A 16288-nucleotide genomic window follows, 5' to 3' on the forward strand; every position below is an offset into this window, starting at 1 on the left:
GCGGCCATGATGATCACGCCGGAATTGGCCTGGAAGCCGTCCATCTCGACGAGCAGCTGGTTCAGCGTCTGCTCGCGCTCGTCGTTGCCCGACATCACGCCGACGCCGCGCACCTTGCCGAGCGCATCGAGCTCATCGATGAACACGATGCACGGCGCCTTCTGCTGCGCCTGCTCGAACAGGTCGCGCACGCGCGCGGCGCCGACGCCGACGAACATCTCGACGAACGCCGAGCCGCTGATCGTGAAAAACGGCACGGCCGCCTCGCCGGCCACCGCGCGCGCGAGCAGCGTCTTGCCGGTGCCCGGCGCGCCGACGATCAGCACGCCCTTCGGGATCTTGCCGCCAAGCCGCTGGTAGCGTTCCGGGTTGCGCAGGAACGCGACGATCTGCTGCAGTTCGGCCTTCGCCTCGTCGATGCCGGCGATGTCGTCGAACGTGATGCCGGTTTCCTGCTGCACGTACACGCGCGCCTGGCTCTTGCCCATCCCGCTGAAGTCTTGCGGCCCGCCTCGCCTGCGCAGCATCATGTTCCAGATGAACACGAAGACGATCAGCGGCAGCACCCACGATGCGAGTGCCGAAAGCCAGCCCGTGTCCGGCGCGCCGTGATAACGGATTGCGGCCGCCGTCAGCGTGCCGACCAGATGGTCGTCAGTGACGCGGTTGGTCGTGAAGCGCCACGGCGGGCCGGCCTGCTTCACGGCTGCGACGTCAGAGGCTGGCAGCATCGCCCCGGCTTCAGGCATTCGCAACACGCCGGAGATCGAAGACGGGCCGATCTCGAGATCGTCGACGAGCCGCGCGTCAACGAGCCGATGAAAATCGCTGTACGCGATCGATGTCGTCGCCTGATGCGACGTCAAGAACTGAACCGCGAACAGTACGATGAATCCGATCGCGATCAGCACGCCGGAATAGTCGAATTCCTTTTTCATAGAATCGAACCGGCGGCGCAGGCAATCGCACGCGACGGCCGGCGGCCGCCGTCGTGGATCTTGCCGCTTGTTTCACAGTACACCGCGCCCTTCGGGCACCTCCGATCACGATAACTTTCCATCGCATGGGGCGGCACGCGCTCGTCACGGCGCCCAAAGCGGCGAGCGGGCCGCGGATTCGAGCGGTTCATCGTGGCCTCTCCTCGACGTAAGGGGGAACAGTGGTGAATGCCGACCTGGATCCGGTCAGAAAATCACCGTTTCCGCCGGCTGCGGGTCTTCACCGCGTGTGAACAAAACCGGGCAAATCGCGCCGCGCAGGAAGCGCTCGGCGACACTTCCGATCAGCATGCGTTCGATTCCGCGCCGGCCATGCGTACCGAGCACAGCGAGGTCGACGGTGTTCTCCTGGGCGTAGCGCTGTAAACGTCCCGCGATGTCTTCGCCGATACGCTTGGTTTCGATGAGCGCCGTATCACCCGCGGCGCTTGCATCTGCGATGGCCTGCTCGGCACCGCGGAGCACCCCGGCACCATCCCGTCGCATCGCGGCAACCAATGCTTCCTGGTCGTACCCGCCGGCAAGTGTGAACAATGCCGATTGGTCGATCACGTAAACGACGTACAGATACCCACCGCAAAGCTTGGCTACCTCCAGGCCTTCTTTGAGTGCCTGCATTGACGATGGGCTGCCGTCTATCGCGACCATGATTTTCCGGTACATGCGAGCCTTGCGAAAATAAGCCAAGCGCCAGTGTTGCCGTTGGCCAGTCGACATGATCGACGGTGGGACGACGGCAGCGTTGATATCAGTCAAACATGCTCGACAGCCTGGGGCGGCCCCTGATTCCCAGGGTGCGGATGCCAGCGGCGCCGACCAATCGTCCGTTGATACAGATCAATCGTGCCGTGCTCCGGAACGTGATCATTTCCCCAGAATCTGAGCTGGCAGCGGTCCCGACGGCGCGCATCTGCGATGCGAGGCGTCGGTGGCCTTTCTTCAGGAGGCGGTCATGATACGCAAGCAGTTCCGGATCGTACTCGCGACACTGAGCGTATTCGTTACGCTGGGGGCACTGGGGGGCGTCGTGCATGGAATGCTGTTCGGCGATGAGCGGATATTTTCGTACGCAATCGTCGCGCTGATTGCAAGCATCGTCGTCTTTGTCGCACTGCTCAATCCGACTGCGCGGGACCAGCAATGACGGCGGCATGCCGCCACGATCGGAATCCTGAACAAGTCGTCCGCATCCGTCATCGACATCGGCGCGAAGATAAGGGGATGGATCCCGCCGTCAAGACGGTCGCGAACCGCATCGGCATGCAGGACGACGTGCTGGACGCGGTGCGCAGCACTGATGGTTCGTTGATTGGCATCAAGCCGTTGCGTTGTCTGCGGGACAGAATCTCCCAAAATGGTTGCAGACCGACCCTGGAGGTTCACAGATGACTTCCGACAGCTCACGCAACGGCATCCCGGCGCCGCCCGGCAAGATGCTCATCGCCATCGATGGATCGGCCTCATCCGACCAGGCGCTGAAATACGCACGGAATATCGTCCCGCCGGGTGGGCAGGTGCGCATCGTCTCCGTGGCCGAGAATCCGCGCACGCTCGTACCCACCGGGGCGACAACGGCGGCCTATCTGGACTCGGCACGCGCGGAACTGCTCCAGGACGCGAGCGACGCGCTCAGCCGGGCCCGCGACACGTTCACCCGCAGCGACGTCCTTGTCGACACCGAAGTCATCGATCTTTCCAGACGAAATGGCGATGTCGTACAGGCGCTGCTCGATACGGCCCGAACATGGCAAGCTGAACTGCTCGTGATCGGCGCCCGCCAACGCCACGGCTTGCTTCGCTGGCTCGAGGGCACCGTCGCGGAACCGCTGGCGAGGCTGGCCGGGTGCCCGATCCTCATCGTCCCGGAGGGTTCCTGCTCGCCCGGCGAGCAGGCGCCCCATCGCATCCTGTTCGCGACCGACGGCAGCCCGCCGGCGCGACGGGCCCTGCAATTCGGCATCCGGTACGCCAAGGCCAATACGGAGCTGCGGGCGATCTACGTCATCGACCGCGCCGTGCGCCTGACGGACTTCGTTCCCATCGATGTCCTCGAAAACGCATTCATCGAAGAAGGCAAGCAGGCCCTGGCAGCCGCGGCATCGATCCTTGCCGAAACGTCGGCGCATGCGGACACGGCACTCGTCCACACGCACCGAACCAGCGACGACGTGCCTCAGGCGATCGCGCGCGAGGCGAGCAACTGGCGTGCGGAACTCCTCGTCATGGGCTCGCACGGCCGACGCGGCATTGCCGGCTGGGTGCTCGGCAGCGTCGCATTGCGCGTCGCGCAGATCACGAAGGTCCCGCTATTGCTCGTCAATGTCCGCGAACCCTGAGCCCCACCCCGCGAACCCGACCCGTTGCCGGAGCACACCTCCCCGAAGGCGCTCCGGCAACCGGCGCCCCCACCACTGCGGAGACCCACCGTGGGAACGCTGGCCATACTCTTCGCCGTCATTCTCCTGCTGAACCTCATACCGGCATTTGCCCCGCCGACGTGGATGGCCATGTCGTGGGTCGGCTTCAATCTGTCCGACGGCAATCCGTTCGTGTTCGCCGTCGTCGCCGCCTGCGCCGCGACCGTCGGACGCCTGATACTGGCTGGTTTTGCCCGCACCCTGGTCAGGGGACACTGGATGCGCCGCGCCGACCGGGAGAACATCGACGTCGTCCAGGCGTGGCTCGCCAGGCGGAGGCGGCTCACGGCAGGCGTTTTCTTCCTCTACGCGCTCAGTCCGTTTCCGTCCAACTATCTGTTCATCGCATACGGACTGTCCGGCTTGCCGCTGCGCACCATCGGCGCCGCATTTTTTGTCGGACGCATCGTGACCTATGCCGTCTGGGCGCATATCGGCAGGTTTGCGGCCGAGCGCCTTGATCTTGAATCCCAACCGGGGGGGCGCCTATCTCAGCGGCTATTTCGTCGTCTCGCAAATTGCGCTGCTCGGCTCCTTGTATCTCCTCATGAAAATCGATTGGCGAACGCTGGTCACGCGTCACAAGCTGAGGTGGTACCGGCCGACGGCACACCGGGACCGCGATCATCACGAACGTCTTTCGCGCAAATAGGTACCGAAATCGCTGATTTCCATCAACGACCCGAGCCACCGCCGCGATGTAATCGGACCACTGACACCCCCCACTTCCGGTGAGGCAAGCAATGAAACTGACTTTTCTCGGGGCGACCGAAACCGTGACCGGCTCGAAGTATCTGCTCGAGCATGGCGGCAAGCGCGTGCTGATCGATTGCGGGCTCTTCCAGGGCACGAAGAATCTGCGGTTGCGCAACTGGAATCCGCTGCCCCTTTCGCTCGATACGCTGGATGCCGTGGTTCTCACGCATGCGCATATCGACCACTCCGGCTATCTGCCGGCACTGGCACGCGATGGATTTCGCGGCCCCGTGTATTGCACGTCGGCAACGGCCGAGCTCTGCGGGATCATGCTGCGCGACAGCGCGCGGCTACAGGAGGAGGAAGCCGACTTCGCGAACCGTCACGGTTACTCGAAGCATCATCCGGCGCGGCCGCTCTATACGCTGGACGACGCGCTGCGCGCGCTGCGCCTGCTCAGGCCCTGCTCGTTCGACGAGTGCATTGCGCTCGGTGGCGCGATGTCGTTTCGCCTGTTGCCCGCCGGCCATATTCTCGGCGCGGCGAGCATCATCGTGAGCTGGAGTCACAAGGTCATCGCCTTTTCCGGCGACCTCGGCCGACGTCACGACCCGATCATGCGGCCGCCGACGCCGCCTATCCATGCCGATTTCGTGGTCGTCGAGTCGACCTATGGCGATCGCCTGCATCCGGCTTCGAATCCGGAAAACGAACTCGCAGCGCTATTCGAAAAGACGTTTTCGCGGGGTGGCGTGGTCGTGATTCCCTGTTTCACCGTCGGCAGGGCGCAGGAAATCCTCCTCTTCATCGCTCGCCTGAAGGCGAGCGGCCGCATGTCGCGCGTGCCGGTTTATCTCGACAGCCCAATGGCGACGGACGTTACCGAAGTCTATCGACGTCATATCCTCGAGCATCGACTGACCATCGCGGAAGCGGATGCGCTCGGTCATGCGGCCACGATGGTGCGCACCGTCGACGAGTCGAAGGCCATCTCCGGGCACCAGGGCCCCATGGTGATCGTTGCGGGAAGCGGCATGGCGACGGGCGGGCGCGTATTGCATCACCTGAGCCACTACGCTCCCGATGCCCGGAACACGATTGCGCTGGTCGGCTATCAAGCCGCCGGCACGCGCGGCGCGGCGTTGGCCGCACACGAGCCGACCGTGAAGATTCACGGCGAGTATGTGCGCGTACGCGCACAAGTCGAGGCCATCACGAGCCTCTCCGCGCATGCGGATTACGAGGAGATCCTGCAGTGGCTCGGTGCGATGCAACGTCCCCCGGCCCGGACGTTCGTCACGCACGGCGAGCCTGCCGCAGCCGATGCATTGCGCCGTCGTATCGAAGAGAGACTGCATTGGTCGTGCGAAGTCCCGACGTACCAGCAGATTGTCGATCTCGACGAGATCGCGCCCGCCAATACGTAAATGCACGCGACTACGTCGCCTTGACGCTGCTTCTTGGACATCCTCGGCGTTCGTCAGGCGTGGAAGCCCGAGTGGCGCCGGACGTCGGCAAGCAGCGCTGCCAGCGCGCATGAAGCGAGTCTGGTGGCCACGCCATCTGCGCGACTCGTCAGCACAATCGGCACACGTGCGCCGACCACGACACCGGCGCACGCCGCACCACCCAGGTATTCCAATTGTTTTGCCAGCATGTTGCCGGCCTCGATATCCGGCACGACGAGGATGTCCGCCCGGCCCGCGACCGGCGAATCGATGCCTTTGTCGATGGCTGCGCGCTGCGATACTGCGTTGTCGAATGCGAGCGGACCGTCGACGATCGCGCCCGTGATCTGGCCACGCCCGGCCATTTTGGCCAGCGCCGCCGCGTCAAGCGTCGAGCGCATCGCGGGATTGACCGTTTCGATCGCACACAGTACGGCGACGCGCGGACAGGTCACACCGAGCGCGTGCGCGACGTCGATTGCGTTCTGCGTGATGGCGGCCTTCTGCGCGAGATCCGGCGCGATGTTGACCGCCGCGTCGGTCAGGATGAACGGTCGCGGATAAGCGGCGGTCTCGATCAAGAAACAATGGGAGACCCGCTTGTCGGTACGCAAGCCGGAATTCGCCGCGACGACAGCCCCCATCAATTCGTCAGTGTGCAGGCTGCCTTTCATCATCGCCGCCACCCTGCCCGCAGCGGCGAGTTCGACCGCTTTCGCCGCCGCCGCGTGACTGTGCGGCACGTCGTGAATCGTCCAGCGCGCGAGATCGATACCTGCCGCTGACGCCAGCGCCTGGATCCTGGTCCGGGGCGCAACCACCACGAGTTCGAGCACGGCGCCAAGCGGCGAATCGCCGAGCGCCGCGAGCGCGGCAAGGCTCACCGGGTCGCACGGATGCACGACCGCAATGGGCAGCGGCGGCATGTCGCAGGCCCTAGCAATCAGCGTCGGCAGTCCGCCATCCGGCGGCGGCAGCAGGCCCGGCAGGCTCGTTCCGTCGTCCGGATCGGACTGGACGATATTGTTCATTTGCGACGATTCCAGCTGGTTGTTCGGTACCTCATTCCGCGCCGCTCGCCACGGTCCGGCAAAACGACCGTTTCACTGTGTGTTTGCGACGCTTGGCGGCCGTTGATCTGAATCAAGCGCACGGGTGCCCTCCTTCTTAGACTGAATCGCACTGATGGATTCACCGCCGACGGAGCGATCGCGATGAGCGACAAGAGCGCAGCCGTGCACTTCGACACAAGCGACCGCGCTCGTGCGCGCCTTGCGTTCGCATCGCGGCTCGCACTGCGGTCCGGCGCGCATCTGACCGGCCTGGCCGCGGTCTATCGGACGGAACCCGCCTCGTTCCACGCGATGGCCGGGCCCGCGAATTGTTTCCGCGAACCTCGGGAACGCCCGCTGTTTGTCCCGTACGCGGGCGCATCACTGCTGTCGCGCGCATACGAGACCGGTACCGATCTGCTCGTGATGGCGGCTGACGGGCCATGCTCCGGCGCGAGCTTCCGATGGGCGGCGCCACGCGTACCGTGCTGGCGTCGATGACGCTGCCGGTCCCGATGTCACATTGAGTGGGGCCATGCGTACCCTTGCGCTTCTCGTCCTCAATACGGGTTCGTCGAGCATCAAGTTCGGCGTGTTCACGTATCCGCCTCGCGGAGCACCGGAGCGCCGCCCCCTTTACGACGGTGAGGCGCGCGACGACGGTAACGGCATGTCGATCCGCTTTGGCACCGAACCGCAACACCCGCTGCCCCTCGTCGCCAGTGATCCTTGTCATGCAGTCATCACGTCGATCGCAAGGTGGATACGCGAGCGGTTGCCCCATGTCACGCTGGGTGCCGTTGCCCACCGGGTGGTGCACGGCGGGCCGAATCATGTGGCGCCGGTCGTCGTCGACGATGCGGTACTCGGCGAGCTTCGCAAGTTGACGCCACTCGCGCCGCTGCATCAGCCACGGATCCTGAACGCGATCGATATCCTGCGCGCCGAACTGCCCGGTATCCCGCAGATCGCAGTATTCGATACCGCGTTTCATTGCACGCTGCCGCGCAACGAACAATTGCTGCCGTTGCCAAATGCATGGTTCGATAAAGGGGTGCGCCGCTACGGATTCCACGGCTTGTCATACGCGTATCTCGCCGTTGCACTCGAAGAGGCGTTCGGCAGGCTGGCACACGGGCGCGTGATCGCCGCGCATCTCGGCAGTGGCGCGAGCCTTTGTGCGATGCGCGAGCTGCACAGCATCGCAACGACGATGGGCTTCTCGGCGCTCGATGGCCTGATGATGGGTACGCGTTGCGGTTCGCTCGATCCCGGAGTCGTACTGCACCTGCTCGACACCGAACACCTGTCGCACGCTGCGCTGAGCCAGATGCTGTACCACGAGTCGGGGCTCAAGGGTGTATCCGGCGTGTCTGCGGACCCACGTGTTCTCCTTGAACGCGAGGCCCGCGGCGACGCTAGCGCGCGTGACGCGCTGGCGCTTTACGTGCATCGGATCGTGCGCGAGGCAGGTGCGTTGACCGCCCTGCTTGGCGGCCTCGACATGTTGGTCTTTACGGCCGGCGTCGGCGAGCATTCCGCAGCGCTGCGCGAACGAATCTGCGCGTCGCTGGGCTGGCTCGGCCTCGAGATGGACATGTCTGCCAATGCGACGCACGCGCATGTGGTCTCGCGCAAGTCGAGTGCAGTCACCGTCGTCGTCGAGCCGACCAACGAGGCGTGGATCGCCGCACGCGACGCGCTGCGGCTGCTGCGGGACGACCGGCAGGCTTGATCCAGATCAGCGAGGTCGGCGCGCACGCCCCGATGATGGACGTATCGACGCCTGCTCAAGGGAACTGCCATGTACTCGAACATATTGGTCGCGCTTGACGGCAGCGAGACATCGTCGCGTGCACTCGATGCTGCGCTGACCCTCGCGTCCGAGACGAATGCACGGCTTACTCCCGTCTACGTAGTCGACTTTCTCGTGCCGGCTTATGACCCGCTCGGCTACGATCCGTCGATCCTGATCGACGCATTCCGTGAAGAAGGGCTGCGCGTCACCGCCGACGCCGCGAAACGCATGGCTGAACACGGTGTGTCCGGCACGCCGCGGATCGCCAATGTCGAACCGGCAGGCGAAGACGTCGCACAACGCATCCTGATCGTGGCCAGGGACGCTGGCGCCGATCTGATCGTCATGGGAACGCATGGCCGACGCGGCTTCCGGCGGCTGATGCTGGGCAGCGTTGCCGAGCGCGTGCTGCGGGGCGCCACCTGCGCCGTCTTGATGATTCCCGCGCGTGCCGCGCCGAAGCCTGCCGCCGAAGCCACTGCGGCATCGACCGAAAAGGAGCCGTCATGAGCTACAAGACCTTGCTCGTCCATCTCGACGACAGCGAGCGCTGCAAAACGCGGCTCGCACTGGCACTCGATCTCGCAGGGCGCTGGGACGCGCATCTGATCGGTTTGTACGTGGTCTGCCAGGACCTGTTCGAGCCATTGATGCGCCCCGATGAACCGCTCAAGCTCGCGGTGTACGAGCGCTTGTGCGAGGAGCGCCGCAAGCAGGCAGAAATCAGGTTTCTCGAGGCTGCTGAACGCGCGGGGCGTAGCGTCGAGTGGCGGGCGCCCGCCGGCCCGGCAACGGACGTCGCGACACTGCATGCGCGTCATGCCGATCTCCTGGTGCTCGGCCAGACCGACCCTCGCGACCGCACGACTTTTATCGCGCACCATTTCGTCGAGGACGTGCTGATGGGCAGCGGCCGTCCCGCCATCGTCGTGCCGTATGCCGGCCGGGTGCGCAAGCTCGGCGAGAACATTCTGGTTGCCTGGGACGGTGGCCGGGAGGCCGCCCGAGCGGTCGCCGATGCGCTGCCGCTGCTCACGCGCGCCCGCTCCGTCAACGTCGAAACCGTGGCACGCAAGCGCCCCGATCCGGACGAGACCCCGGCAGGTGTCGACGTCGCTGCCTACCTCGAGCGTCACGGCGTTCGCTCGTCTTTTTCGACGACGCCGCGCGAACCGGACATCGGCTCGGGGGCGACGCTGCTTAATCGGGCCAGCGACCTGCATGCCGATCTTCTCGTAATGGGCGCGTACAGCCACACCCGGATGCACGAGCGTGTACTCGGCGGCGCCACACGCACCGTTCTGAAAAGCATGACGGTGCCGGTGCTGATGTCGCATTAATCCGTCAGGGGGCAGCCGGGTCCGGCTGCCTCGTCACCGTTTACAGGGCTGCGGCACGCGCGTCGGCATTGTCCCGCACGAGCAGGACCGGTCGATCCGCCGTGCGCAGCAGCGACTCCGCGACGCTGCCCAGCAATGTCCGGCGGATGCCGTGGCGGCCATGTGTCCCCATTACGATCAGATCGGCATCGCATTCGGCGGCCGCTCGGGCAAGCGCAGCCGACACATTTTCGCCGGATGTTTCGATCGTATGCGCGGACCCGCGCACGCCGCTTAACCGGAACGCGGTCTCGGCGTCAGCCAATACCCTGCTGGCGATGTCGGTATCCAGAGGGTTCCGGTCGCGTTGGTCGACATAACCGCTGTCGATATCGGTGAGCCGCGGCGCGTCCGATACGGCACACACCGCGACGACAAGGCCGCCCGACGCGCAGGCAAGCCGGATCGCCTCGTCAAGCGCGAGGCGCGCGCCGCGGCTGCCGTCCAGCGCCGCAAAGATCCGTTCGTACATACCGCCTCCCCGTCGCTCGTCCGGTTTCCGGCTCCCAGTCTGAGCCGGGTCGGGTTGCGCCGCTTGATGCGGGTCAAGCATCGGCCCGGGGGCGCTTGACGGCAGGCCCGCACGCGCCCCGATTGGCGAAATCATGGCAAACCGCGCACAATTCCTCCAGAAAAGCGTACCAGCCAGCCTTCGCGAGCTTGGCGTCCGGCCGCAGCGTGCCGGCGCCGGCGATTTTCTTCGGGATGAACGCCCATGACCGCGCATGCATCTTTCCCCGGCGCCGCCCAGACGTCTCGCCGCGTACGCTTCATGCACCGCGCGTCTGTTGCCGCGCTGCTTGCCCTCGCTGCCGGCGTGGCCGGATCGCTCGTCGCGGCCGGAAGTCTCCAGGTACGGGCACATGAGACGGCACGGGCTCAATTCGAGCGCATGGCGACGCTCGCTACCCTCAATCTCCAGCACGATCTGCTCAACGCTGCAGCCGTGCTGCGAGGCGCCCGTAGTTTCGCCGTCGCGACCCGACAATCCGACGACGCGTGGCGACGCTATGTCGCCGGTCTCGATCTCGAAAGCCTGCAATCGCCTGTTCGTACCCTCGGCATCATCGGCGCCGGCGCAGCAGCGGACGACGATCCAGGGACGCAACGCGCGCTGCGACGCGCGGCCGATAGCGGCAAGGCGGCACTGGCGGCGAGGCAGGTGCGCGACCGTGCCGACACGACGGCGGACCATCCGGACTTCGCGCTTTATCTTCCGATCGATACGGGCGGCGCTGCCGCGCCTGCCGACGAGCAGCGGCGAGCCGAGACCGTCGGATTCGTCTACGCCGGCCTGGATGTACGACGGTTGTTCGATCCGCCATCGATGAGCCAGCTTGGCTTACAAGTCACGGCGGACAATCCGCCGGCGGTCATCTATTCAGGCGCCCTGACCGCGAACGGACACGCGCCCGACGACGAATTCGTCAAACGAACGGACACGCTGACTTTCGGCGGCACGTCGCTTTCACTCGCCTACAGCGCCGCCCTGCCCGACACGTCCGGCGCCGCGATCGTGATCCTGCTCACGGGTATCGCCGTCTCGCTCGCGCTTGCCACGCTCGTCCATCAGGCCGTCACCCGACGTCATTTCGCGGATACCCCCGGAAGCGGCGCCCCACTTTCCGAAGCGCGCATGATGGGCATCATCCGATCGTCGATGGAGGCCATTATCACCATCGATGAACGTCAGACGGTCGTGATTTTCAACCCCGCGGCGGAACACGTGTTTGGCGTCTCCGCCATGGAAGCAATCGGCGCCCCACTGTCCCGTTTCATTCCGGAACGTTTTCGCGCCACGCACGCGAAGCACGTCGAACAATTTGGCGTGACAGGTGTCTCCGAACGGAAAATGGGGCAACAACGCGTGCTGTTCGGGCTGCGCGGGGACGGGTCCGAGTTTCCCATCGAGGCATCCATTTCGCAAATCCGCGACGGCACCGGCAAGTTGTATACGGTCATGCTTCGTGACGTGACCGAACGTGTCCGCGCGGAGAATGCGCTCAAGCAATCGCGCGAAGAACTGCGCGAATTGTCGGCCAACCTGCAGAACGTCCGTGAAGAAGAAAAAACCCGCATTGCACGAGAACTGCATGACGATCTCGGCCAACAGCTCACCGCACTCAAGATGGATCTGTCCGCCGTCGAGCTGGGACTGGCGAAGCATCTCCCGCCCGGTACCGCCGTGCGCGACCAATTGGGCGGCATGCACCGCCTGATCGATTCCACCGTCGCCTCGGTTCGGCGCATTGCGGCGGATCTCAGGCCGGTGATGCTCGACGATCTCGGTCTCGTCCCCGCGATCGAATGGCTCGCGAACGATTTCACGAATCGCTACGGAATCGCAGTCGAGCGACATATCGATCCCGCCGACACGGTATTCACCAATGCCGGCGCGACCACGCTGTTCCGGATCGTTCAGGAAGCGCTGACCAACGTCGTGCGGCACGCCGACGCAACGCACGTGACGTTGATGCTGAAAGTCGACGACGGATGCTGCTTGTTGCGAATCGCCGACAACGGCCACGGCGCGCCGGATAGCCGGACGAAGGCGCGCGACCATCCGTCGTTCGGACTGATCGGAATCCGCGAGCGTGCGCACATGCTCGATGGCAATGTGACGATCGACAACGAGCCAGGCAAAGGTTTCACGATCACCGTGACGCTGCCGCTCCACGCGATCCGGCAAGGGGGCGTGTTGTCATGATCAAGGTACTCATCGCCGACGACCACGCTCTTGTCAGAGACGGCCTCCGTCACATCCTGCAGAACGCCAGCGACTTCGAAATCGCCGGCGAAGCGCGGGATAGTGCTTCAACGATGGCGCTCGTACGCGGCACGAATGCAGACGTGCTGGTGCTCGACCTGTCGATGCCCGGCCGCAATGGCGTCGAACTCATCAAGCAGATCAAGGATGAAAAGCCGTCGTTGCACATCCTCGTGCTGACGATGCACGCAGAACAGCAATATGCGGTGCGCGCATTCCGTGCGGGTGCGGCCGGCTACATGACCAAGGAAAGTGCGAGTGCCGAGCTGGTTGCCGCGCTGACCAAAATCGCCGCCGGCGGCGTGTATGTCAGCCTCGCCATGGCCGAACAGTTTGCGCAAAGTCTCAACGAGCCGACCGACATGCTGCCGCATCAGCGCTTGTCCGACCGGGAATTCGACGTATTTCGCCGAGTTGCGTCCGGTCAGTCGATTTCCGAGATCGCCGAGGAACTTTGCGTGAGCGTGAAGACCGTCAGCACCTACAAAGCCCGTATTCTCGAGAAGATGCAGATGTCGAACGAAGCGGCGCTCGTGCGCTACGCGATGCGACACAAGCTGTTCGACGATCAGGATGACCTGTGAAGATCGCCGGGATTCCCCCTTGTCATGCGGAAGGCGCGGGAAAACGCCGATCCCCGGAGAACGCGTCAGTTGACATGACGCATGGATACAAGATTCTGACAGGTGTGTAGGAACCGTCCTACAGCGCTTCCCTATCGCCTACCGAATCTGCAAGTCTCGCTGATTTCGCTTGCGCTTCAAGCGATACATACTGGGCAATAAGAAAACCAAGTAGCATGTGCCGCCCGGAACAAGCGCAGTTTCGTCGCCCGACAACCGCGGTATCGATCAATCGGCCAAACCGGTGCGGGTCTCCTCTCATGAAGACGGCAGAGCATCGCCGTCGCATACGACAGGGTCAACATCGTCAAGCCCATGGCACGGGTAAGGTGCGCTGCTGACCGTATTTGCAGGAGCAGATGATGCTGACCAACGTCGATGTCGCGACGTCCACGCCGTTACACCCCATCATTCCGCTGCATTCGGTGGCGCGCGAGGATCAACCGAAACGGAGTACTTCCCGCTGTTCATCGTGCGCACTACGCAACGTGTGTATGCCGCAAAATCTGACGCCCGACGATTTCGCGCGGCTCGACGCGATGATCTGCACGACCCGTCATGTCAAACGCGGCGATTCCCTCTACCGCGCGGGCGACGTGTTCCAAAGCATCTACGCGGTAAGGACCGGTTCGTTCAAGACCGTCATGATGCACCGCGACGGCGACGAGCAAGTGACGGGCTTTCAGATCGTCGGCGAATCGCTTGGACTGGACGGCGTGCACAGCGGCCGTCACAACGGCGATGCAATCGCCCTTGAAGACAGCACCGTCTGCATCATTCCCTTTGGCCAACTCGAACAGCTGTGCCGTGAAAATCGCACGATGCAACATCATGTGTACCAGATGATGAGCGGCGAGATTGTCCGGGAGTCAGGGCTGATGCTGCTGCTCGGCACGATGACCGCCGAGCAACGCGTCGCGGCGTTCCTGCTGAATCTCTCCGCGCGCTTCAAGGCGCGGGGCTATTCATCTGCGGAATTCATCCTGCGGATGACACGCGACGAAATCGGCGGTTATCTCGGCATGAAGCTGGAAACGGTGAGCCGCATGCTGTCGAAATTCCAGCGGAGCGGGATGGTCGCAGCGCAGGGCAAGCAAATCCGCATCGTCGACCCGGACAGTCTCGCGCAAGTCTGAATTCGCATTCAACGGGCACCGTGCGCCTCGCTAGCGCTCCCGTTGCGCCGAGCGAATGGCCGCCAGTCGGGCGCGCACGCGCCGAATCGCGAACACCATCACGAATTCGCGCACGTGCGCCCCCTCTTCGAGATCCTTGATCTCTTCGTCGAGCCAGCGTTTCAGCGCGTCTTCCGGGATCGCCAGTTCCCGGGCCACCTCTCGCAGCGGCTCGAACCATCGCTCGTCCTGCATCGCGCTCCCTCCTGCGTGCGCGCGCCACCCCATTCAAGACTAGCCTCACCGCACGCGCGCCGCATGACTCGGCCACCCGCGCGCTTGACATGGGTCAACGGCCGCAGGCCGGTTGCTGACACGATGAAATTTGACGGCCAGCCGCAATTGCTGTTGCGCATCGGACACAGCCCGCACACGCCTCGTGCTCCCCGTCGGCCACTCGACGAGGTGATTTCACCGGCGCGTCCGCGCGCGTGCCATGCAGGGCTCTACGCCGACGGAGGAAAAACATGAATATCACACGCGCACTCGCCGCTGGCCTGATCATCGCGCTGGCCGGCGTCGCCAGAGCACAGACGGCAGTGCCCGAACCGACCGAGCTCGTCGACGCGCAGCACTGCATGTTCTGCCATACACCCGACATGCCATTCCTCGCGCCGTCATTCCACCAGATCGCGGAGCGGTATCGCGACGTTCCGCGTGCGCAGGAACAACTCGAGATCAAGCTGCGGCTCGGGGGGCGCGCGCATTGGGGCGATACGCCCATGCCGTCGGCCGCCGAGCGCGGCGGCCCGCTGTCGCGGGATGACGCGCGCCGGCTCGTACAGTGGGTTCTGAGCCAATAGCCACGGCCGCCCATGTCGGATGCAGTCAAGCGCGTTTCCGCCGGCACCCGCCGCAGCAATGCCCGGCGAGAGCGCCCCACGCGTCGCGGCGCCGAATTCGACGTCATGACGCAAGAAGCGCGCGGCAAACCTCGCGCCACGGCGCCACGCACGGCCGGAATCCACGGCGATCTGCGGCCCCTGCCACGCCGGAGCCGCCGGTTTGCCGAACGCCTGGCCTGCGCTCCGGCCGACGAGGATGCCGCATTCCTGAAACGTCCCGGCATGCGTGGCATCCGGTTGCAACTCGACTACTGGAAAGCCGAGGAGCGCCTGCAATGCGAGCGAATCGGTCACGCGGTCGTGATCTACGGCAGCACACGTATGGTCTCACCGGCGGTGGCGAGCGCACGGTTGGCCGAAGCGAACCGTGCGCTGGCTGAGCGGCCGCATGATGCACAGCGGCGCCACGCGGTCGCCGAGGCAAGCCGGCTCGTCGAGCACAGTGCGTACTATCGCGTCGCGCGCGAATTCGGACGCCTTGTGGGGCGGGCTGCCTGCAGCGTTCGCACGGCACGGCTTGCCGTGGTCACGGGCGGCGGCCCGGGCATCATGGAAGCCGCCAACCGTGGCGCATACGAGAGCGGTGCGCCTAGCATCGGATTCAACATCGAGCTCCCGAGGAAACAAATACCCAACCGGTACATCACGCCCGATTTGTGTTTCCGCTTCCACTATTTCGCCATCCGTAAATTGCATCTGCTCGAACGCGCGAAGGCCGCGGTCTTCTTTCCCGGCGGATATGGCACCTTCGACGAACTGTTCGAGGTGCTGACGCTCCTGCAGACAGGCAAGATCCCTCCGCTTCCCGTGATACTCGTTGGCGAAGCGTACTGGCGTCGCGCGGTGGATTTCGAGTTCCTCGCGGACGAAGGGATGATCGACCGCCACGATCTCGAGCTGTTCACCTATTGCGAATCTGCTCCGGATATCTGGCGCGCGATCGGCGATTGGTACGAGCGGCAACGCATTCGCCCGCGGATGCGACGCAAGACGTCCCGGACGGGACGTCGCGTGTAGGAATCCACTGAGCGCGTCTGCACGATCCCTCCGCTGTCTTCAGGGCTATCTTCAGGGCCGCCTTCTTGATCCC

General features: G+C 64.4%; 16 protein-coding genes and 3 pseudogenes. 14 read left to right on the forward strand and 5 right to left on the reverse strand.

Going from position 1 to position 16288, the window contains the following annotated elements; all coding sequences use genetic code 11:
- Both HWY45_RS32860 and HWY45_RS32865 read right to left on the reverse strand, forming a co-directional pair.
- On the reverse strand, positions 1–938 hold a 938-nt coding region (locus tag HWY45_RS32860), incomplete at its 3' end, for an AAA family ATPase (protein ID WP_176118426.1).
- Between the two features lie 246 nt (positions 939–1184).
- Complete coding sequence (locus HWY45_RS32865; RefSeq protein ID WP_059883750.1) at positions 1185–1661, reverse strand: universal stress protein; 477 nt, start codon at positions 1659–1661, stop codon at positions 1185–1187.
- Between the two features lie 289 nt (positions 1662–1950).
- Between HWY45_RS32865 and HWY45_RS32870 the strand changes: the two genes are divergently transcribed.
- From HWY45_RS32870 to HWY45_RS32890, 5 genes and pseudogenes are all read left to right on the forward strand, one after another.
- Positions 1951–2142, forward strand: coding sequence for a DUF2964 family protein (locus HWY45_RS32870; RefSeq protein ID WP_059883751.1), 192 nt, complete (start codon positions 1951–1953; stop codon positions 2140–2142).
- A gap of 21 nt (positions 2143–2163) precedes the next feature.
- Positions 2164–2300 (forward strand): annotated as a pseudogene (locus HWY45_RS32875) (ABC transporter permease); the annotation flags it as partial.
- Positions 2301–2383: 83 nt separating this feature from the next.
- On the forward strand, positions 2384–3334 hold the full coding sequence (locus HWY45_RS32880) for a universal stress protein (protein WP_059883752.1): 951 nt from the start codon (positions 2384–2386) through the stop codon (positions 3332–3334).
- A gap of 90 nt (positions 3335–3424) precedes the next feature.
- Positions 3425–4067 (forward strand): annotated as a pseudogene (locus tag HWY45_RS32885) (TVP38/TMEM64 family protein).
- A gap of 91 nt (positions 4068–4158) precedes the next feature.
- Positions 4159–5538 (forward strand): MBL fold metallo-hydrolase RNA specificity domain-containing protein, encoded by a 1380-nt coding sequence (locus tag HWY45_RS32890; RefSeq protein WP_059883753.1) that lies wholly within the window; start codon positions 4159–4161, stop codon positions 5536–5538.
- A 53-nt stretch (positions 5539–5591) separates the two neighbouring features.
- Here the strand turns inward: HWY45_RS32890 and HWY45_RS32895 are convergent, their stop codons facing one another.
- Positions 5592–6590, reverse strand: coding sequence for a bifunctional enoyl-CoA hydratase/phosphate acetyltransferase (locus tag HWY45_RS32895; protein ID WP_059883754.1), 999 nt, complete (start codon positions 6588–6590; stop codon positions 5592–5594).
- Positions 6591–6773: 183 nt separating this feature from the next.
- Here HWY45_RS32895 and HWY45_RS32900 point away from each other — a divergent pair.
- From HWY45_RS32900 to HWY45_RS32915, 4 genes and pseudogenes are all read left to right on the forward strand, one after another.
- A pseudogene (locus tag HWY45_RS32900) lies at positions 6774–7138 on the forward strand (hypothetical protein).
- Between the two features lie 8 nt (positions 7139–7146).
- Positions 7147–8346, forward strand: coding sequence for an acetate/propionate family kinase (locus tag HWY45_RS32905; protein ID WP_059883756.1), 1200 nt, complete (start codon positions 7147–7149; stop codon positions 8344–8346).
- A 69-nt stretch (positions 8347–8415) separates the two neighbouring features.
- A complete protein-coding gene (locus HWY45_RS32910; protein ID WP_059883757.1) occupies positions 8416–8919 on the forward strand; it encodes a universal stress protein in 504 nt (167 codons plus the stop codon).
- The gene (locus HWY45_RS32915; RefSeq protein ID WP_059883758.1) at positions 8916–9749 is read left to right on the forward strand and encodes a universal stress protein; all 834 of its coding nucleotides are present in this window, start codon (positions 8916–8918) and stop codon (positions 9747–9749) included. Before HWY45_RS32910 ends, HWY45_RS32915 begins: the two co-directional genes overlap by 4 nt.
- A gap of 40 nt (positions 9750–9789) precedes the next feature.
- Here the strand turns inward: HWY45_RS32915 and HWY45_RS32920 are convergent, their stop codons facing one another.
- Positions 9790–10260: a universal stress protein gene (locus HWY45_RS32920; protein WP_059883797.1), complete on the reverse strand. Its 471-nt coding sequence runs from the start codon at positions 10258–10260 to the stop codon at positions 9790–9792.
- A 243-nt stretch (positions 10261–10503) separates the two neighbouring features.
- Here HWY45_RS32920 and HWY45_RS32925 point away from each other — a divergent pair, with 243 nt between their 5' ends.
- The 3 genes from HWY45_RS32925 (at position 10504) to fnr (ending at position 14314) form a co-directional block, all read left to right on the forward strand.
- Complete coding sequence (locus HWY45_RS32925) at positions 10504–12495, forward strand: PAS domain S-box protein (protein ID WP_059883759.1); 1992 nt, start codon at positions 10504–10506, stop codon at positions 12493–12495.
- Complete coding sequence (locus HWY45_RS32930; RefSeq protein ID WP_059883760.1) at positions 12492–13139, forward strand: response regulator; 648 nt, start codon at positions 12492–12494, stop codon at positions 13137–13139. Before HWY45_RS32925 ends, HWY45_RS32930 begins: the two co-directional genes overlap by 4 nt.
- Positions 13140–13540: 401 nt before the next feature.
- Positions 13541–14314, forward strand: coding sequence for a fumarate/nitrate reduction transcriptional regulator Fnr (gene fnr, locus HWY45_RS32935; protein ID WP_059883798.1), 774 nt, complete (start codon positions 13541–13543; stop codon positions 14312–14314).
- Between the two features lie 30 nt (positions 14315–14344).
- On the opposite strand, the gene HWY45_RS32940 is transcribed toward fnr, so the two are convergent.
- Positions 14345–14548: a DUF3562 domain-containing protein gene (locus tag HWY45_RS32940; RefSeq protein ID WP_059558593.1), complete on the reverse strand. Its 204-nt coding sequence runs from the start codon at positions 14546–14548 to the stop codon at positions 14345–14347.
- Between the two features lie 272 nt (positions 14549–14820).
- Between HWY45_RS32940 and HWY45_RS32945 the strand changes: the two genes are divergently transcribed.
- Together HWY45_RS32945 and HWY45_RS32950 are read left to right on the forward strand one after the other, a co-directional pair.
- A complete protein-coding gene (locus tag HWY45_RS32945; protein WP_059883761.1) occupies positions 14821–15156 on the forward strand; it encodes a c-type cytochrome in 336 nt (111 codons plus the stop codon).
- A gap of 105 nt (positions 15157–15261) precedes the next feature.
- Complete coding sequence (locus HWY45_RS32950; RefSeq protein WP_175038324.1) at positions 15262–16215, forward strand: LOG family protein; 954 nt, start codon at positions 15262–15264, stop codon at positions 16213–16215.
- Positions 16216–16288 lie beyond the last annotated feature (73 nt).

The sequence above is a fragment of the Burkholderia stagnalis genome (genome assembly GCF_902830275.1).
Lineage (GTDB): Bacteria > Pseudomonadota > Gammaproteobacteria > Burkholderiales > Burkholderiaceae > Burkholderia > Burkholderia stagnalis.